The sequence below is a fragment of the Caballeronia sp. SEWSISQ10-4 2 genome (assembly GCF_030464885.1).
Taxonomy (GTDB): domain Bacteria; phylum Pseudomonadota; class Gammaproteobacteria; order Burkholderiales; family Burkholderiaceae; genus Caballeronia.
Genome location: NZ_JALPRJ010000074.1, coordinates 1 through 17450, shown reverse-complemented (window position 1 = coordinate 17450; position 17450 = coordinate 1). Strand labels below are relative to the sequence as shown.

The window sequence follows — 17450 nt, the reverse complement described above, 5'->3', positions numbered from 1 at the left end:
TCTCAGAGAATCTCGATCTCGACGAACACAACTTCGTGTTCACTCGCGTTGACGACGTTGTGTTCAATGCCCTTCAAGCCGGCATAACTCTGCCCGGCATGTAGTGCGGAAACACGATTTCCTGTTTTAGTTTCAAGCAGCAGTTCACCGTTGGTTTGCGGAACGACAATGTAATCGTGCCCGTGAACATGCCAGCCGGTCTCGGCTCCCGGAGCGAATCGCCACTCGGTGACGATCGCGCGTTCATTCAGAACCTGCTGCGTGGGAACTGCCGGTGTGCGGGTCATGCGGTTTCCTCCTGTGGATGTGTATGGCCTCAGGCCAGCAGCCTGCGGCCCAGTTCGATCAGCCCTTTGTCGCTTCCCGGCGGCCCGATCAGCGAGAACCCCAGCGGCACACCGTCTATCTGCATCAACGGCAGCGAAAGCTGTGGGCATCCGCTGAGTCCCGCTACACACAGCATCTTGATCGCCTGGTTACGGTAGGACTCAAGTGCTTCGTCGCTATCTGAGAGCAGTGGAGCGACGTCGGGCATCGTGGGCATGAGAATGATGCGCCCGCCGCCGAGCATGCTCAACAGGTTCTCGCGGAAATGCTTGCGTACACGCTCGCTTTCCTCGTTCTGCGCAGGCGTGATCGCGCGCGACCATGAGAAACGTTCGCGTACACCCGGGCCGAGCTGGAAGTCGAAACGGTCGATCGCCACGCCGTGACTTTGCCATGCCTGAAAACCTTGCGCGTGGCGGAAGGCCCAATAGAGCGCGTCGACGGAGGGCGTCATGATATCGATGCTTTCGATCGATCCGAACCGCGGCTTGAGGCGTTCGAGCGTCGCGGAGAAAACCTTGGCGACAGGTTCTGGCAAGCCCGCGAGCACCTCCCGCGGCAAGTAGGCATCCGGTGCCGCAGGGAGCGCCACCGTATCTTCGCCGAGCAACACGTCGCCCACGCGCGTGAAGGTTTCGATGTCGCGCGTAAACCAGCCGCAGGTGTCGAACCCTGGTGACAGCGGCATGCAACCGTCGAGCGATACGCGAGCATGGGTTGGCCGCAAGCCGATCAAACCGCAGTGGCTTGCCGGCGCGCGGACCGAGCCGCCGGTGTCGGTGCCGAGCGCGAAGTCGCACAGTCCATTCGATACCGCCGACGCCGAGCCCGAACTGGACCCCCCGGACACGCGATCCGGCGCGGCGCCATTGCGCGGAGCGCCAAAGTGCGCGTTCTTGCCGGTCATCGAGAACGCGAGTTCCTCTGTGTAGGTCTTGCCGGCGAAAATGGCGCCGGCGGCGAGCAGCGTGTCCACAACCGGCGCGTTGGCTGTCTTGATACCCGACATTGCCAGCATGTGCGGGTTGCCACAGCCGGTAGGATAGCCTGCCACATCGAAGATGTCCTTCACGCCGAACGTCAGGCCCGTGAGCGGGCCGTTGGCGGCATTGGGTACGGCAGCATTCGGGTAGGGTACGAAAGCGCGATATGAGGCGAGATCTGGAGTCATGTCGTGATTAGTGGGTGGGGGCGGTTTCAGTCGTCGGGTGCAGCGTGGCAATTTCATCGACCCGGATGCAACGGGCCGAATGCGCGTTGCCTACACCGCGTTCTTCAGGCTGTGTCTGCAAGCAGCGGTCGATCGCATGCGGGCAGCGCGGAGCAAACGCGCAGCCGGGCGGCAGTGCGGAGAGGTCAGGCGGCGCGCCGCCTATCGTCTCCAGCCGCACGCCTTTTTTCATCGCGCCTTGCGTGCGGCCTTTGAGCAGCGCAATGGTGTAGGGATGCCGGGGCTCGGTCAGCAGCGCAAGCGCCGGTCCCTGCTCGACGATACGACCTGCATACATGACTGCGATACGATCCGCCACTTCGGTCGCCGCACCAATGTCGTGTGTGACGAACACGATGGAGAGGCCCAGTTCCTGTTGCAGGTCCCGCAAGAGCAGCAGGATCTGGATCTGCACGGTGGCATCGAGCGCGGTGGTCGGCTCGTCGGCGAGCAGGACACGCGGTTCGCATGACAGCGCGAGGGCAACCATCGCGCGCTGGCGCATGCCACCGGACATCTCATGCGGATAAGCATCGAGGCGGCGTTCAGGGCTTGGAATACGGACTTTTTCGAACAACGCGAGCGCGCGCTTGCGCGCTTCGGCTTTCGATACCCCCTGATGCCGCCGCACCATTTCTACAATCTGCGCGCCCAGCGTGTAGACCGGATCGAGGGCGAGCAAGGGCTCCTGGAAGATCATCGATACGACCTTGCCACGCAGCTCTGAAAGCTGGTTGCGCGAGAGTTTCAGCACGTCATTGCCCTCGACGTCGAGACCGCCCTCCATCTGCGTGGTCTTCTCCGAATGCAGCCGCATGATCGCGCGCAGCGTGACACTTTTGCCCGAGCCCGACTCGCCAAGCAACGCGACTACTTCGCCGCGTCCCACCTCCAGATCGACGCCGTTGACCGCGTGGATCGTCCGGCCTGGTGTGATAAAGCGGACCTTCAGGTCGCGCAAGCTGATGCTGACGTCCTGCTTCGTGTTCATGACAGCACCTCCTGCGCAGCCACAACCGATATTGGAACGTAGCCGCTGCCCGGCTCGTATTCAAGGCATGTCACCTGTCCTGCACCTACTGTCGAGACGGCCGGTGCGCGTTTGCTGCAGACGTCCTGTGCCTGCGGACAGCGCGTATGAAAGCGGCAGCCGCTGGGAGGGTCTATCGGATTTGGCGGATCGCCGAAGAGCGGTGCGGCCGTTGTGCGACGGGTCGGATCGACGCTTGGCATGGAATTGAGCAAAGCCCGCGTGTACGGATGCAGCGCGTGCGCGAACACGTCCTCTGCCTCGCCGATCTCGACGATCTCGCCAAGGTACATCACCACCAGGCGATCCGAGATGTAACGGACCACGTTCAGGTCGTGGCTGATGAAGACATAGGTCAGCCCGAACTCCGCTTTGAGATCGGCGAGCAGATTCAGCACCTGGGCTTCGACGGACTTGTCGAGCGCCGACACGGCCTCGTCGAGGATCACGAGGCGTGGACCGAGCGCCAACGCCCGCGCGATATTCACGCGCTGCCGCTGACCACCCGACAACTCATGCGGATAGCGGCCCGCAAAACGCACCGGATCGAGTCCGACACGCGCGAGCAGGTCGCGTCCCCGCGCAATTGCGTCTTTCGGTGAAACACCGTGAACGGTCGCGCCGAACGCGATCGAATCCTCGATTGTCATGCGAGGATTGAGCGACGAGAAACTGTCCTGGAACACCATCTGCACCTGGCGGCGAAACTCGCGCAAGGGCAGGGCGCGCGAGCCCACGGTCTCGCCGTCGAAGATGAGTTCGCCGCTATCCTGCAGCAGCAGTTGCATCATCACCCGGGCCATGGTGGACTTGCCGCAGCCCGACTCGCCGACGACTCCGAGGGTTTCACCCTTCAGTACATTGAAGGAGATGTCGTCGACGGCGCGCACCACGTTGCGTGTGTCTTTCAAGAACGGCAGTCCCTTGTTCCCGAGCGGAAAATGCCTGACCACATTCTTTACGCTCAAGAGCGGTTGCGCAGGGCCGCCGATGTCACGTTCGTCTGTCATGAGCGCGGCCATCACTTGATCTCCATCGCGGCGCGCAGGCCGTCGGACAGCAGGTTGAACGCAATTGATGTCGCGAAGATAAACAAGCCCGGCAGCGCGGCAAGCCAGGGCTGGATATAGATCGCGGTGCGCAACGTATTGAGCATGAGACCCCATTCGGGGTTCGGCGGCGTGACGCCCAGGCCGAGGAACGAGAGGCCGGAGGCGAGGATCATCGAGACGGAGATGAGGCTGGTCGAGAACACGAAGATCGGGCCGATCACGTTGCCGAGCACATGCACGCGCACGATCGTGAAAGCGCTTGCGCCAGAAGCGCGGGCGGCATCGACGAAATCGCTGCGGCGGACTTGCGTGGTCACGCTCTCCGCAATCCGCGCGATCTGCGGAATGAACACCACGGTCAGCGACACCAGCGCATTGCCGATGCCCGTGCCCAGCGCACCAGACAACGCGATGGCAAGCAGCACCGACGGAAAGGCGTAGAGCACGTCGATGGTACGCATCACGAGCGCGTTGAGCAGGCCGCCCGCGTAGCCCGCCATGATCCCGATCGCCCCGCCGATACCGAACGCGAGCAGCACCGGCGTCACGCCCATGAAAAGCGATAACCGTGCACCGAGGATCAGGCGGGACAGCATGTCGCGGCCGAGTTCGTCGGTGCCGAGCACATAACCGGGGGTGCCGATCGGCTTCAGGCGGTTGAACATGGAAGCGGCGAACGGATCGGCCGGCATCAGGAGCGGCGCGGCAACGGCCATGATCAGGAAGACGAGGATCACGGCGGCGCCGAGCATGGCCTGGGGATTACGGACCAGGCGCCGCAGTACGTTTGCCCCGTGTCCGCGCGAGCGAAGCGGTGTGACAACGGGCTGGGTAGTCATAGTGGTAGTCACGGCTCAGCCCCTTTCGATACGCGGATCGAAGACGGTTTGCAGGATGTCGACCAAGAGGTTCAGGATCACGAAGAATAGTGCGAGGACCAGGATCGTGCCCTGCAGGAGTGGCAGGTCGCGCTGAAAGATCGCGGCGTTGAGCAGGAAGCCAGTGCCTGGCCACGAGAATACGGTCTCGATCAGGATCGAGCCGCCTAGCAGATAACCGAGTTGCAGGCCCATGACGGCGAGCGCGGTCGGCGCGCAGTTCTTCAGCACGTGCCGGAACAACGCGAATTCGCTCAAGCCTCGCGCTCTCAAGCCGACCATGAATTCCTGCGCCAGCGTATCGGCGACCAGCGCCCGCATCGTGCGCGCGATGATACCCATGGGTATGAACGACATGGTGACGGCAGGCAGGACGAGGTATTGAAAGTGCGCCCAGTCCCACTGCCAGTCGGCCGAGCCATCCGGCCCTGCGCCGGTGGCAGGCAGCCACATCAGTTTTACCGAGAACACGATCACTAGCACCATGCCCAGCCAGTAATGCGGCACGCTCACGCCCGTGACGGAGATGAGCGAAGCGGCGCGGTCGATCCACGAGCCGCGCATATACCCTGCGACAAAACCGAACAGCGCACCGAATGCAAAGCCGATCAACGTTGCGAGTGCGGCGATCATCATGGTGTTGCCGACGGCCTTGATTACTTCGCCGGCGACGGGGCGGCCGGTTGCAATCGAGGTGCCGAGGTCGCCATGCAACGCGCGCCAGACCCAGCTAAAGAACTGAACCGGCAGCGGCCGGTTAAAGCCGTAAAGCTCCATCAGTTGCTTCTGCAGGTCGGCCGAAGCATCGGGCGGCAGGATCGAGACCAGCGGATCGCCCGGCGCGATGTGGACCAGCATGAAGCAGAGGAACGCAACGCCCAGCATGATCGGCAACGCATAGAGCGCGCGTCGTAGAAGATAGGAAAGCATGAGGTGAGGCCCGGTTGCCACCGCTTGGGTGCGGACTTAGCGCCTAAGCGACGGCGGGTTCGGATCAGTTTATCGACATGGTGGCGATGTCGATAAACCAGCTCTTCGGTTGCACTACGCCGTGCACCTTGGCCGAGATCGCGCGCGGACCGGTGTCGTGCGCGATCCAGATGAACGGCGCGTCGTCGACAATATCGCTGTGCAACTGCGCCAGCAGTACGTCACGCTGCTTCGCGTCGAAGGTCGTGCGGGCCTGCTGGATCAGTGCATCGATCTTCGGATTGCCGTAATAACCCCAGTTGTTCGATACCGGCGGAAAGGCCTTCGTGCTGACGAAGCGGACCATGGCGAAGAACGGGTCCATTGACGCGAAGCTCACATTGGTTGCATCCGCGCCATGTGCCGAAGGGTCCTTCGCACCGAGACGCCAGTTGGTGTACAGCGTGTTCCACTCGACCACGTCGAAGCTGACATCGATGAAACAGGCCTTCAGGTTCTGTTGCACGAATTCGTTCATGGGCAGCGGCTGCATCTGACCGGAACCCGAGGCGGAGATCTGTACCTTGACCTTCAGCGGTTTGGCTGCCGAATAACCTGCTTCGGTCATGAGCTTGCGGGCTGCATCCGGGTCGTACTTGATCTGGAAGGTGGGGTTGCCGCGCCACGGATCGCCCGGCTCGAAGGTGCCGGTCGCCTCGCTCATCATGCCGCCGAGCAACTGCTTGAGCGCGGGACGGTTCACGCAGAGGTTAGCCGCGTAACGTACGCGCTTGTCGAGCCACGGCGAACCTGGCAGGAAGGAGAGTTGCCACGGCCACACGTGCGGCTGCGGGTTCGAATAGATCTTGAAGCCGCGTGACTTGATGGCGTCCATCGAATCAGGCGCGGGCGCCTCGATCCAGTCGACCTGTCCTGACAACAAGGCCGCCGTGCGCGTGTTTGCCTCGGGCAGCGGCAGCAGGACCACGCGATCGATCTTCGGCTTGCGCGCCGGGTCCCAGTAGTCGGTGTTCTTGACCATCTCCAGCCGTTCACGCGGCACGAAGCGCGCCATCTTGAACGGGCCTGTCCCCGACGCGTCGGCCGCGAACGCGATCCATGCCTGCTTGTCGCGCTCGGCGGGATCGGTGACCGTTGCCGGGACAGCAGCAAGTGTTTTCTGCCACTGTGCAGGCGAGGCCATGTACAGGTTGGTCAAGTTGATCGGCAGGAACGAGTCCGGCTCTGAGGTTGTCAGCTCGACAGTCAGGTCGTCGATCTTGCGCGCCGAGCGCAGCGTGGGCATGCGTGACGCGGTCACGCCGACCTGGCTTGGATCGAAGTTCGGTGCGCTTTTGTTGAGGACTTTATCGACGTTCCAGACGACTGCGTCGGCGTTGAATGGTGAGCCGTCGTGGAACTTCACGCCGGGACGCAGTTTGAAGACCCATTTGGTTTGATCCTTGGAATCGACTTGCCACGACATAGCGAGATCGGGGATCAGTTCACTTGGGCCTTTCTCATGGCTTAGGTCCCATTGGGTGAGGCCGTCGTACATCGTGATGCCGGTGAAGCGGTTACCCTCGTAACCTTGGTCCGGTTGGCCCAGCGTGCGGGGGATGTCGCCTGCTGTCATCGCGATTCTCAGCACTTTCTCTTGTGCCTGTGCAGAGGCGGGAAAGACGGCGCCGCATGCCAGCGCGCAGGCTAACGTCAGCAAACTCGATTTGATGAAGTTCATGCAAGTACTGTCCTTTATGGAGATTGATCTTTGGTGGAGGCTTACGAAACCGGTTAGCAGTACAGTTATTTATGGAATGGTGAAAGCGACGCCGGCACGTTCCGCTGCGCTTCGCAAATGGTGTTGCATCGCGCTTAATGCGGCGCTGGCATTGCCGCCGACAATCGCGGCAACGATGTGTTCGTGTTCTTCGAACGCTTCGATCAGGCGTGGAGTATTGGCGAGGGGAAAGCGTTGGCTTTTACCGATGCGATCCTCGAACGAATGGGAGATTTCCGCGAGGATGTCGTTGCCGGAATAGGTGGCGATTGCCTGATGGAATGTGAGGTCGCAACTGGCTGCGTCGATGAGGTCGTTGCGTAGTAGGGCGTCTTTAAAGCGTGCTTGCATGTCGCGGAACTGCGTTGCCGCGCGGGGGCCGCTTGTTCTTGCTGCGAGTGCGGCGGCGGAGGGTTCGATGATGTAGCGCAGTTGCATTGTTTGTTCGGCGCTGCGGGTGGCCAGGCCTGCGTCGTGTTGTCCGCGATGTGCGACGAATGTGCCTTTGCCGGGGATTGAGCGAAGGAAGCCTAGTGTTATCAGAACCGATACTGCTTCGCGCAGAGCGCCGCGGCTTACGCCTAGTTGGCCTGCGAGTTCGCGTTGTCCGGGCAGCATTTCGCCGGGCGCGTATACCCCTGACAGGATGCGTTGCTGCAGGGTTTGCGCAACGAAATTCGGCATGCTCATGCGGCGCACTCCTACCGGTAGGACCGGCGGTTGCTATGCGCGAACCATGCCAGGGTGTAGTAGGCTTTTAAAAACAAAGGGTTGAACTGATGGGCGCGGGCAAGGCGCGGGCGCGTGCACTAGTTGCATGCGACCGGTTCGGTGCAGCGCACGAAATCAGGGCAAAAAAAGAGGCCCTTCGTTCTTGAGCTGTTAGTACGCGGATAGCGCGGGGTGAACTAGTGGCAGGTTCAGTCACTGGTGGCGAAGCGTGTGGGTATCGGTGTTCGGAGAAGGAGGGGTTCAAACATTATCGAGTCTGGCGAGCACCGTGCTATCAGGTGCCAAAAGCGCCGGGCCTGCACGCTAGGGACACTAACTTGCTGATTGTTGGGAGGCGTTTTCTTTGCTTCTGTCTCTTTTTCGCCGGTGGAAAAAGAAATGAAGTGCCGCCACGCACAGTGGCTAATAGTGATAAAGAGAACAGCTAACTCACGCAGACCACCACGGCCGAAAGCACCAACCCGGCACAAACCCTATACCACCCGCACCGGCAGACCCAAACCCAACCCCCAGTGCGAACGGCCACCCTACCGATGTGCCTCCAGCAGCAAATTCAAAAACGCCTCAGCAGCCCGCGTCAAGGGCCTAACCTCCTCGACGATTGCACAAAACGGCATCAAATAAAACGGTGACTCCGGCAGCACTGCAAATTCATATCGCGGAGAAAGCTGCGCTGCATAGTGCTCCGGCAACAGCCCGACATAACGTCCGGTGGCCACCATCATCGCGACGGCTTCCAGTCCGCTTACCTCCAACCCCTGCACGAACCCTTGCGTCGCCAACGCATCCTCAACAAACGGATGAGGCCGATACACCAGCGGCAACGCGCGCGTATCGCCATGCGCATGGATCTCGCCCGCAGTTGCCGGTCGATAAAACACCCGATGTGTTTCAGTGAAAAGCGGATAGTGCCGAAACCCCCGAATGCGCTTGTAAGCACCACGAATGGCGATCTGTACGCGCCGGTCGGTCAGCGCGGCGCCCAGGTCACTGAAGTTCATGACGGAGAGCGTCGGCCGCACAAGCGGTGCAATCCGATGCAGTTCGCCCAGCGCTTCGGAGATCCTGCATCCCTCGTGCGTCATCACATGCTCGGACGTGCCGAGCAGGAGCGGACCGGATAAAACACCGCGCACCGCATCGACTTCCGGCTTGATGCGCTCCAACGCCTCAAGCGCCTGCAATGCCACCCGCAACGCGACTTCACCGCCTTCCGTAAGCTGGAATCCGCCGGGACCGCGCTCGCACAGCTTGACCCCAAGCCGCGCTTCAACCTCATTGATGTGCCGGCTGATCGACGCCTTCGACATCGACAACGCGCGCTCCGCCGCCGCGAATCCGCTCGCTTGCGCCGCCGCGCAAAACACGCGCAGCGAACGCAGATCGCGCTCGTTCAGGTCCATTTTCTTCATCGATGCGTGCTCTAAAAGGTTTCGGTTTCCGGAACCATATCAACGAAAAAATGGTTTTCCAAAACTTTTTTGACTACCTACATTTCCCCCACTGACGCTTCGCAACGTTTCCCAGGGAACTCCATGATCACGCTCGACCGACGCAGATTTCTCACCGTGGCAGGGGGCGTTTCGCTCGCGCTGGCCATGCCGTCTTTCGCGTTTGCCGAGGGCGGATCGCTTGCTGACATCCGCCAGCGCGGCAAGCTGACCGTCGGCACCGAGGCAGCTTACGAACCGTTTGAATTCGTCGAAAACGGCAAGGTAGTGGGCTACGGTCACGACATTCTCGAGTACATGGCGAGCAAGCTCGGGGTGACGCTCAATCAGGTCAACCTGCCGTTCCAGGGCCTGCTGCCCGGCCTCATGACGCACAAGTTCGACTTTGTCGCGACGAGCGTCGGCATCAATCCGGAGCGGGCAAAACGCTTCGCATTCTCCGAGCCGGTCGGTGTGGTCGACACGGTACTCGTCGTGCGAGCAAGCGACACCGCCGTCGCCAAGACTGACGATGTCGCCGGGAAGATAGTCGGCACGCAGATGGGCTCGTCGTCACAACCGATCGCCCAGGCGCTCGACACGCAACTGAAAGCGAAGGGTGCGGGTTATGCGGACATCAAGCTATTTCAGGCGTATCCGGACGTGATGGTCGCGCTGACGAACAAGACGCTCGACGTGGGAATCATGCCGTCGAACATCGTCGCCGTTTTGATGAAGAAGGAGCCGGGGCAGTTCCGCGTGATCGGCAAGATCGGTGAGCCGAAGATGCTCGCATGGGTCGCGAATCCGCAAGACAAGGAGATTCGCGAGTTCATCAATACTTCGCTCGCGGAACTGACGAAGAGCGGCCAGCTTGCGCAAATGCAGAAGAAATGGTTCGGGTACACGATGAACCTCCCGACAAGCGGTTATTTGCCCGAAGGCGCGGTCTGAGCCAGTGCACGGCATGTTTGCATCGCTGAGCAGCCAACTCGCCGCACTCGGGCCGTTCCTTCACGATGTCGCCGAGGGCGCCATCACCACGATTGCAGCAAGCGTGGCGGCGTTTGTGCTCGGCATCGTGATCGGCTCGCTGCTGCTGCTCCTGCGTCAGCATGGCGGACGCACGCTCGCCGGGGTCGTGATCGTCTATGTCAGCGTGATACGCGGCACGCCTGCATTGATCCAGATGCTGGTCGCGTATTACGTCCTGCCTGCCGTGCTCAACTTGCCCCTTTCACCGTTGCAAGCCGGCATTCTCGCACTGGCGCTGAACACGGCGGCGTATGTGTCGGAGATCCTGCGCGGCGCGCTGAACTCGCTCGGTCGCGGGCAGATCCCGGCCGCACGGGCACTCGGCATGCCGCGGGTGCAGGTGTGGCGCTACATCGTTTTTCCACAGCTTTTCTATCGTTCCATACCGCCGCTGACCAACGAATTCACGATGTTGCTGAAGGCTTCCTCGCTGATGTCGATTATCGCGGTACATGATCTGGCGACTGTCGCGCGTGATGCCACGCTGCAGACAAATTTGCCCTTACAGGTATTCTCCGCAACGGCGGTGGTCTACTTCGCGATCCTGTTTCTCGCGTCGTCGGCATCGCGTGGGATCGAGCGCCGCGTGGCGAAGGTGCTGCCCAATGTCCATTGACCTTGGCATCGTCGAGTCGTCCATCCTGCCGCTTCTCAAGGGGCTCAAGGTAACGGCGCAAGTCTGCGTGCTCGGCATTCCGCTTGGCATCGTGCTCGGAACAATTGCTGCCTATTTTCGCGCTTCCTCGTGGTGCGTGCTGCGGACGAGCGCGCTGGTTTATGTAGAGATCGTGCGTAATGTGCCATTCCTGATCCTCGTTTATCTAAGCTTCTTCGGCTTGCCGAAAATCGGCGTTGCCATGCCCGCATTTGCCATCGGCGTCGCTGCTACCGCTTTCTATACCGGCGGATACTTCTGCGAAATCCTGCGCGCTGCGTTCGGCAGCCTCGCGCATGGGCAGGTCCAGGCCGCGCGGTCGCTGGGACTGACCGGGCTTCAGGTCCAGCGTCATGTCGTGCTGCCGCAGATCTTTGGTTATCTCGCACCGGCCACCACCAGCCTCACGATCATGATGTTCAAGGACTCGTCGATCTTCTCCGTCATGAGCCTCACGGAACTCACGTATCAGAGCAACCTGCTTACCGCCGATACCTTCGCCTATGTCGAAGTGCTCGGCACTACCGCGCTGATCTACTGGCTATGCAGTGTGCTGCTCGACATCGCAGGGCAGTGGTCGGAGCGCTACGCAACCCGTTACCGGCGCGTCTGACGCCGGTCATCACAGCGCATGTATTCGTTTTAAATAAAGGATACCTAATCATGAAAAAACCGCTTACCGTTCCGCCTAAAACCGGACACAAGACTCTGCTGTACTCGGATCTTGCGTTGGACCTCGACAACCTCGATGCGGACATCGCCGTGCTCGGCATGCCTTACGGCTCCGCGTATTCCGCCGCCGACTTTACCAATGACCAGACCAACGCACCGACGGCGATTCGTCAGGCAACTGATCGCGTGGTCCGCTCGCCCGGTCACTATGATTTCGATATCGACGGTCCGCTCTTGCAGGAACGCGACGATATCCGCTTCGTCGATTGCGGCGATGTGATCGCGGACCTGGCTGCCCCCGGCAGCCATTATGAGCGCGTGGAAACGGTGGTCCGAAAGCTTCTCGCGGCTGGCGCATTGCCGATCGTGATGGGTGGCGACCATGGCATTACGACGCCCGTGTTGCGTGCCTTCGACAGCCTCGGCCCGATCACGCTTGTTCACGTCGATGCGCACCTGGACTGGCGTGACGAAGTGAACGGTGTGCGTGACGGTCTCTCCAGCCCAATCCGTCGGGCCTCGGAGATGAAGCACGTTGCGAAGATCGTGCAGATCGGGTTGCGTGCGCAGGGCAGCGGCCGGCCGGAAGAATTGCGCGCGGCCAAGGCTTACGGCTCAGAGCTGATTACCGCGTACGAGCTTCACGACGTCGGCATGGATGCCGTGCTCGCTCGCATTCCTGACGGCGGCAACTATTATCTGACCATCGACGCCGACGGCCTCGATCCGTCCGTCATGCCCGCCGTTGCGGGACCGGCGCCGGGTGGCGTGACTTTCCTGCAAGCACGCAAGCTGATTCATGGCCTCGTGAAGAAGGGACGTGTGGTGGGTATGGATCTCGTCGAGATTCAGCCTGAGAAAGACGTCAACCAGATCTCGTGCATCACGGCGGGCCGCCTGATTCTCAACCTGATCGGCAGCGCGATTCGTGCAGGTTATTTCGATAACCGACGCTGACTGCCGCGCCGCACTAGCGGCCCCGGGGTCCCCTTGCGATCAATCCTCTACGGCCAGCTTTAGTTTCATCAGCGCGTGATCCCACTGCTGCGCGATCATTTCAAGGGACCGGCGGGCAGCTTTCAGATGCGTCGGTTCGAATTCCCACAGGCGCTCGCGCCCGACCTTGACGTCGCGGACCAGTCCCGCGTTTGCCAACACCTGCAGGTGCTGGGTAACCGATTGCCGCGTGATGTCCGTGCCGGCCGTGCGCTGCGCGATCGACATCGCGCTTCCGGCACACAGGACGGCGATGAGACGCAGGCGCGTCTCATCGCCCAGTGCGGCGAAAACAGCCGCAGCGTTTCGTTGCGCCACGCTCTTGAGCAGCGCTTTGTTCGACGATGTCATATGCAGTCTCCTGACTGCATGTTGGGAAAGTGGGCGCATTTGCTCAGGGTTCGTCTTTATCGGCGTACTGGTTACGCTTCGCCCAGCGGTTCGCCGGCAATGGGGGGCATGACGGCTCTCTCTGACGCCGCTTTCACGCGGCCGACCCAGATCGCCGCAAACGATACGAGTCCGGCTGCGAGCCATCCGTTGAGACCATAACCTTCAATAGTTCCAGTCGGGCTGATCGACAGCCACAGTCCGCCCAACCACGCCCCGCAACCCGCTCCGAGTGCTTGCAGCGCGCTGTTCGTGCTAAGGAAAGCGCCACGGTTAGCCGGCTCCGGAACGGTCGTCAGCAACGCCTGCATCGGCACCATGCGTCCGGACACGATCACCATGAACACGGGGAAAAGCAACACCATGGCGAAAAACGGCAAGCCCGGCAGGTGAGTCATGAACAGCACGGGCAGCAAGGACAGGACCACCATCACGCGGAATATCCGGCGGCTGCCATAGCGATCGGAGAGCCGGCCGACGAGCCGCGATGTGAAGAACGTTGCGGCGCCGCCCGCCATATAAAGCCATGACAACTGTGCGGGAGCCACGCCGTGGTTGGCCACGAGCATAGGCGAGATGAACGGGATCACCAGCATCTGCGAAGCCATTGCGATGAAGGTTAGTGCAAACGCGTTGAGGTAGCGCGGGGTCGAAACCAGCCGCCAAAGCGCGGGTAGCACGCTGCTTAAAGCGGGTTGCTTGCGGTTCAGGTGCTCGGCTAACGAAGGCACGATGCGCATCCCGCCCAGCCAGATCAGGATCGACAATGCCGTCAGCAAGATGAACGGCGCGAACCATCCGAAATGCGCGCCCAACAGAACGCCTGCCGGTACGCCCGCGACCGCCGCCAGCGAAAAGGCTGTCATGATCGTACCGGTCGCGGCGCCGCGCCGGGCGGCAGGAATGACGTCCGCGACGATCGCCATGATGACCGACCCCAGCACGCCACCGGTGATGCCTGCAAAAGCTCGCGCGATCAGCAGCATGGGAAAGCTGGTGGCGCAGGCGCAGGCCAGGTTCGACAGCGCGAACAGCGCGTACACCGCTAACAGAAGACGGCGGCGATCGAATCGGTCGATATAAGTGGCAGCGAACAGGCCCGAGAGACCTGCGCACCACGAGTAGACTGAAACCACGGTGGCGAACGCGGCCGGTGATATCTGAAAGCTCCGCATGATCTGCGGGCCGAGCGGCATCATGATCATGAAGTCCATGATGATGGTGAACTGTGTGAGCGCGAGCAACCAAAGAAGGTGCCGCTCGCGGCTTGCGTCTAGACTATACATATAGCTATCCTTATTAATTCTATTCCAGCGGCTAAAGCGGCGGAGACGCGAGTTAGTCGTCGATCGATTCGTGAACGGCTTCCACGCCTCGTTTCCAGTAACTCGCGGCGCGAATACGGGTCTTGTCGATACCGCGTTCCGTGCATAGGTGCTGACGCACTGCGCGCATGATCGTGGCTTCGCCCGCGGCCCAGACATACCCTTCGCCGGTCGGCAGATACATCTCGCGCAAGGCCAGCAACAAGGCGCCGCCGGGGAAGTCCGATTCGCTGCGATAGCGCCACTCGGCATACAGGTCAGCCTGTGTCGCGAAATCGATTCGTGCCGACGGATCTTCCACTTCGATCAGCGTTGCAACGCGTGTTCCCGACGGCAACTCTTCCAGTCGACGTGCGATGGCGGGCAGCGCCGTCTCGTCGCCAATCAGCAGATGCCAGTCGAAACCGGTGGGAATGGTGAAGGAGCCACGCGGGCCGCCGATTCCCAGGTACTGTCCAACCTGGGCTTGCGCGGCCCAGATAGCGGCCGGTCCCGCCTCGTGCAGCGCGAATTCTATATCCAGCTCGCCCGCTTCGCGATCGTATCGACGCGGTGTGAAGTCTCGAGCGATTGGCCGCGGCTGGTCGTCGGCAAAAACCGGACCGTTCGGACCAGCACTGGGCATGACGGGTTTGTCGGCTCCGGGCGGCGGAAAGAAGACCTTGATGTGGTCGTCGAAAGACGCGGATTCGAAGTCGTGGAGATCGTCGCCGCTTAACGTGACGCGCACGAGATGGGGCGTCAGCGGTTGCACGCGCTTGACTTGAGCCAAGCGGAATTTAAGTTGATGGCGGACACGGCCGACCGCCAGATCGGGTCTGTTTTGCATTGTGCTTTCTCTTGTGACTCTTGAGTGTTGGTTCATGCCGCATCGCCGGCGGCTTTGCCTTCTATCTCGGCGGTAGCGCGCGCAAGGATGGCTGCGATGCGGCGTTGCTCGCTAGCGGGGGCGTCGGTTCGAATCAGCAGCGCGTGCTTAAGCGCGCGGCGCGCCTGGATAAACTCGGGCAGCCAGGCGTTGCTGTCGCCGTTAGCGTCCGCGTTTTCATCGGGTGCTTCGCCTGCAAACGCGCGGCGTACCGAATCCATCTTGCGGGCGAAATGGCTTAGCTTGGCCAGCATCAGGTCGACGCGTTCCCGGTTAGCCGCCAGATAATCGCGGCCGGGATCGGCTAAGGCATAACGCTTACGATTGCCTTCTACCTCAACCGTTGCATAGCCCAATTCCTCCAGATAAGTCAGCGCTGGATAGACCATGCCCGGACTCGGGCTATAGAAACCGTTCGATCGAACTTCGAGCGCCTTGATCAACTCGTAGCCGTGGCGCGGTTGTTCGGCCAGAAGCGCAAGCAGAAGCAATTGAAGATCGTCGGACGTAAATTTGCGACCGCGCGGCATGCAGTCGTCACCGCCTCCACCGAATCCTCCCGGGGCGCCGGGGAACCGGCTGTCGTCGTGATGGCGGTGGTGGTGGCGTCCGATTGCATGCCACAGCGCATGCAGGGAAAAACGGTCTGAAGATTCGAATCCGGCGTGCGGGTGTGCGAAGTCGCGGCTTCGGTGATGTCTCATGGCGGAGCTCCTTTAATATCGTAAAACACATCTTAAGATATATATCTTAAGATAGGTTGTCAATATTTTTTCGGAGAAGGGGCGATGGAAGCTGCGGCGGCGTTGCGGGTCGTCGTCACCGTTTTTCTTGTGGATCGCTTAGCGTGGCCTAAGCCGACGCGTGCCGCTAAGCGCGTTAAGCATCACGCTGAAACCTGCGTTGCTTAAGTATCCGTCGGTCATAACCATATCGGAATTGAATAATTCTCAAGGCGGTGCGGCGTCGCTACTCTGGGCGTTGATTTCGCCTGCGAGGATTTATGCAAATTTCTGGTTCCGATGGTCCCGATGTTTCTGATGTTTCCGCTGGACGGCGGCGCGTATTGCGCTTGCTTGGCGCCGCGCCGGCCGTCGCCGCGCTTGGTGGTTTCGCGTCCCAAGCCGCCAGGGCTGCGGATGCGGCCCTGGGCTCCGTCACGCTTGTGCTGGGCGATCAGGCGGGCGGTACGCGCGCGCTAGCCGAGGCCGCCAAGGTTCTCGACGGCACGCCGTATACATTTAAGTGGGCTAATTTCCAGGGTGCCGCGCCGCTCTTTGAAGCGCAGCGTGCGGGCGCCGTCGACCTGGCGCCTGCAGGCGATTTGCCGGTGCTGGCGGCTGCCGTCGGCGACCCGACGCTCAAGATCGTTGCGACGCGCGTCGGTTCGGGCGCGCAGTTGGGCATCCTCGTTCCGGCGGATTCGAAGCTGCGCAGCGTGGCGGAACTCAAGGGGCGCACGGTGTTCGTTTCATCGGCACGTGGCAGCATTTCGCAATTTCAGCTCTATGGCGCGCTCGCCGAAGCGGGCCTCTCGCGTAACGACGTTTCGGTACGATTCGTCTTGCCGGTCGATGCGTTTACCGCATTCGAATCGGGAAGCATCGACGTATGGGCAACCTTCGATCCGTACTTCGGGACCGCAGTTCAGCGTGGCGCACGGGTGCTGCGGGATGGCACCGGGATCAATAGCGGTCTGGGTTTCGTGACGGCGTCCGGGGCGGCTGCCGCCGATCCCCTGAAGCGCCTCGCCATTGCAGATGTGCTCCAGCGTTTGCAGCGCGCGGGTGATTGGGCCGTGGCCAACCCCGATGCGTACGCGCATGTCTACGCGTTGCTGACCCGGCTTCCTTACGATGCTGCGAAGACCATCACTGCTCGATCCGCGCTGAAGCAGCGTTTTGTCGCGGACAATGACATTGTCGCGTTGCAGCGGGTTGCGGATATCGCCTTTCGCGATGCGATTCTGCCAAGGCGGATCGATGTGCGTGCGATCTCGGATACGCAGATAGCGAAGACATGAGCGTTGGTTTTCGTTCGCACTCGGGGTTCTGGTTGGGCGGGGTTTTTGGGGGGGGGCGGTGGTCGGGGGTGGCGCCGGGTTGGTGCTTTCTGCGTCTGCGGTCGTTATGTCTTAGCTGTTCTCTTTATCACTATTAGC

Annotated in this window: 18 protein-coding genes and 1 pseudogene; 5 read left to right on the top strand and 14 right to left on the bottom strand. The window is 61.2% G+C overall.

Annotated elements, in window-relative coordinates:
- Positions 1–2 precede the first annotated feature (2 nt).
- From M0D69_RS34405 to M0D69_RS34360, 10 genes and pseudogenes are all read right to left on the bottom strand, one after another.
- The gene (locus M0D69_RS34405) at positions 3–287 is read right to left on the bottom strand and encodes a cupin domain-containing protein (RefSeq protein WP_301786292.1); all 285 of its coding nucleotides are present in this window, start codon (positions 285–287) and stop codon (positions 3–5) included.
- A 29-nt stretch (positions 288–316) separates the two neighbouring features.
- Positions 317–1498 (bottom strand): amidase, encoded by a 1182-nt coding sequence (locus tag M0D69_RS34400; protein ID WP_301786291.1) that lies wholly within the window; start codon positions 1496–1498, stop codon positions 317–319.
- A 7-nt stretch (positions 1499–1505) separates the two neighbouring features.
- Positions 1506–2528 carry an ABC transporter ATP-binding protein gene (locus M0D69_RS34395; protein ID WP_301786290.1) on the bottom strand — a complete coding sequence of 341 codons (1023 nt, stop codon included), beginning with the start codon at positions 2526–2528 and terminating at the stop codon, positions 1506–1508.
- A complete protein-coding gene (locus M0D69_RS34390) occupies positions 2525–3589 on the bottom strand; it encodes an ABC transporter ATP-binding protein (protein WP_301786289.1) in 1065 nt (354 codons plus the stop codon). Before M0D69_RS34390 ends, M0D69_RS34395 begins: the two co-directional genes overlap by 4 nt.
- Complete coding sequence (locus M0D69_RS34385) at positions 3589–4458, bottom strand: ABC transporter permease (protein WP_301786313.1); 870 nt, start codon at positions 4456–4458, stop codon at positions 3589–3591. The genes M0D69_RS34390 and M0D69_RS34385 overlap by 1 nt, the downstream gene beginning before the upstream one ends.
- Positions 4459–4473: 15 nt before the next feature.
- Positions 4474–5427 (bottom strand): ABC transporter permease, encoded by a 954-nt coding sequence (locus M0D69_RS34380; protein ID WP_301786288.1) that lies wholly within the window; start codon positions 5425–5427, stop codon positions 4474–4476.
- A 64-nt stretch (positions 5428–5491) separates the two neighbouring features.
- Positions 5492–7147 (bottom strand): ABC transporter substrate-binding protein, encoded by a 1656-nt coding sequence (locus M0D69_RS34375; RefSeq protein WP_301786287.1) that lies wholly within the window; start codon positions 7145–7147, stop codon positions 5492–5494.
- Positions 7148–7216: 69 nt separating this feature from the next.
- On the bottom strand, positions 7217–7624 hold the full coding sequence (locus M0D69_RS34370) for a FadR/GntR family transcriptional regulator (RefSeq protein ID WP_301786312.1): 408 nt from the start codon (positions 7622–7624) through the stop codon (positions 7217–7219).
- Positions 7625–7690: 66 nt separating this feature from the next.
- A pseudogene (locus M0D69_RS34365) lies at positions 7691–7870 on the bottom strand (FadR/GntR family transcriptional regulator); the annotation flags it as partial.
- A gap of 575 nt (positions 7871–8445) precedes the next feature.
- A complete protein-coding gene (locus M0D69_RS34360; RefSeq protein WP_301786286.1) occupies positions 8446–9330 on the bottom strand; it encodes a LysR family transcriptional regulator in 885 nt (294 codons plus the stop codon).
- 123 nt (positions 9331–9453) lie between these two features.
- On the opposite strand from M0D69_RS34360, the gene M0D69_RS34355 reads away from it, so the two are divergent.
- From M0D69_RS34355 to M0D69_RS34340, 4 genes are read left to right on the top strand one after another with little or no spacing between them, the layout of a single operon-like run.
- The gene (locus tag M0D69_RS34355; RefSeq protein ID WP_301786285.1) at positions 9454–10302 is read left to right on the top strand and encodes a transporter substrate-binding domain-containing protein; all 849 of its coding nucleotides are present in this window, start codon (positions 9454–9456) and stop codon (positions 10300–10302) included.
- A 13-nt stretch (positions 10303–10315) separates the two neighbouring features.
- On the top strand, positions 10316–10999 hold the full coding sequence (locus M0D69_RS34350; protein ID WP_301786284.1) for an amino acid ABC transporter permease: 684 nt from the start codon (positions 10316–10318) through the stop codon (positions 10997–10999).
- Positions 10989–11651 (top strand): amino acid ABC transporter permease, encoded by a 663-nt coding sequence (locus tag M0D69_RS34345; RefSeq protein ID WP_301786283.1) that lies wholly within the window; start codon positions 10989–10991, stop codon positions 11649–11651. Before M0D69_RS34350 ends, M0D69_RS34345 begins: the two co-directional genes overlap by 11 nt.
- Before the next feature lie 50 nt (positions 11652–11701).
- Positions 11702–12667 carry an agmatinase gene (locus tag M0D69_RS34340; protein ID WP_301786282.1) on the top strand — a complete coding sequence of 322 codons (966 nt, stop codon included), beginning with the start codon at positions 11702–11704 and terminating at the stop codon, positions 12665–12667.
- 39 nt (positions 12668–12706) lie between these two features.
- Here the strand turns inward: M0D69_RS34340 and M0D69_RS34335 are convergent, their stop codons facing one another.
- The 4 genes from M0D69_RS34335 to M0D69_RS34320 all read right to left on the bottom strand — a co-directional run bounded on the left by M0D69_RS34335 (position 12707) and on the right by M0D69_RS34320 (position 15993).
- Positions 12707–13057 carry a helix-turn-helix transcriptional regulator gene (locus tag M0D69_RS34335; RefSeq protein ID WP_301786281.1) on the bottom strand — a complete coding sequence of 117 codons (351 nt, stop codon included), beginning with the start codon at positions 13055–13057 and terminating at the stop codon, positions 12707–12709.
- 71 nt (positions 13058–13128) lie between these two features.
- Positions 13129–14382, bottom strand: a complete 1254-nt coding sequence (locus tag M0D69_RS34330) for an MFS transporter (RefSeq protein WP_301786280.1) — start codon at positions 14380–14382, stop codon at positions 13129–13131.
- A gap of 52 nt (positions 14383–14434) precedes the next feature.
- On the bottom strand, positions 14435–15250 hold the full coding sequence (locus tag M0D69_RS34325; protein WP_301786279.1) for a siderophore-interacting protein: 816 nt from the start codon (positions 15248–15250) through the stop codon (positions 14435–14437).
- A gap of 32 nt (positions 15251–15282) precedes the next feature.
- Positions 15283–15993 (bottom strand): PadR family transcriptional regulator, encoded by a 711-nt coding sequence (locus M0D69_RS34320; RefSeq protein ID WP_301786278.1) that lies wholly within the window; start codon positions 15991–15993, stop codon positions 15283–15285.
- A 299-nt stretch (positions 15994–16292) separates the two neighbouring features.
- Between M0D69_RS34320 and M0D69_RS34315 the strand changes: the two genes are divergently transcribed.
- Positions 16293–17312: an ABC transporter substrate-binding protein gene (locus M0D69_RS34315; RefSeq protein WP_301786277.1), complete on the top strand. Its 1020-nt coding sequence runs from the start codon at positions 16293–16295 to the stop codon at positions 17310–17312.
- Positions 17313–17450: the final 138 nt, after the last annotated feature.

Excerpts from the sequence above, each read along its gene's own strand:
- M0D69_RS34340 (WP_301786282.1), top strand. The coding sequence starts at position 11,702 with ATGAAAAAACCGCTTACCGTTCCGCCTAAAACCGGACACAAGACTCTG.
- M0D69_RS34345 (WP_301786283.1), top strand. The coding sequence starts at position 10,989 with ATGTCCATTGACCTTGGCATCGTCGAGTCGTCCATCCTGCCGCTTCTC.
- M0D69_RS34335 (WP_301786281.1), bottom strand. The coding sequence starts at position 13,057 with ATGACATCGTCGAACAAAGCGCTGCTCAAGAGCGTGGCGCAACGAAAC.
- M0D69_RS34400 (WP_301786291.1), bottom strand. The coding sequence starts at position 1,498 with ATGACTCCAGATCTCGCCTCATATCGCGCTTTCGTACCCTACCCGAAT.
- M0D69_RS34385 (WP_301786313.1), bottom strand. The coding sequence starts at position 4,458 with ATGACTACCCAGCCCGTTGTCACACCGCTTCGCTCGCGCGGACACGGG.
- M0D69_RS34315 (WP_301786277.1), top strand. The coding sequence starts at position 16,293 with ATGCAAATTTCTGGTTCCGATGGTCCCGATGTTTCTGATGTTTCCGCT.
- M0D69_RS34395 (WP_301786290.1), bottom strand. The coding sequence starts at position 2,528 with ATGAACACGAAGCAGGACGTCAGCATCAGCTTGCGCGACCTGAAGGTC.
- M0D69_RS34375 (WP_301786287.1), bottom strand. The coding sequence starts at position 7,147 with ATGAACTTCATCAAATCGAGTTTGCTGACGTTAGCCTGCGCGCTGGCA.
- M0D69_RS34380 (WP_301786288.1), bottom strand. The coding sequence starts at position 5,427 with ATGCTTTCCTATCTTCTACGACGCGCGCTCTATGCGTTGCCGATCATG.
- M0D69_RS34320 (WP_301786278.1), bottom strand. The coding sequence starts at position 15,993 with ATGAGACATCACCGAAGCCGCGACTTCGCACACCCGCACGCCGGATTC.
- M0D69_RS34390 (WP_301786289.1), bottom strand. The coding sequence starts at position 3,589 with ATGGCCGCGCTCATGACAGACGAACGTGACATCGGCGGCCCTGCGCAA.
- M0D69_RS34330 (WP_301786280.1), bottom strand. The coding sequence starts at position 14,382 with ATGTATAGTCTAGACGCAAGCCGCGAGCGGCACCTTCTTTGGTTGCTC.
- M0D69_RS34405 (WP_301786292.1), bottom strand. The coding sequence starts at position 287 with ATGACCCGCACACCGGCAGTTCCCACGCAGCAGGTTCTGAATGAACGC.
- M0D69_RS34350 (WP_301786284.1), top strand. The coding sequence starts at position 10,316 with ATGTTTGCATCGCTGAGCAGCCAACTCGCCGCACTCGGGCCGTTCCTT.
- M0D69_RS34325 (WP_301786279.1), bottom strand. The coding sequence starts at position 15,250 with ATGCAAAACAGACCCGATCTGGCGGTCGGCCGTGTCCGCCATCAACTT.
- M0D69_RS34370 (WP_301786312.1), bottom strand. The coding sequence starts at position 7,624 with ATGCAACTGCGCTACATCATCGAACCCTCCGCCGCCGCACTCGCAGCA.
- M0D69_RS34360 (WP_301786286.1), bottom strand. The coding sequence starts at position 9,330 with ATGAAGAAAATGGACCTGAACGAGCGCGATCTGCGTTCGCTGCGCGTG.
- M0D69_RS34355 (WP_301786285.1), top strand. The coding sequence starts at position 9,454 with ATGATCACGCTCGACCGACGCAGATTTCTCACCGTGGCAGGGGGCGTT.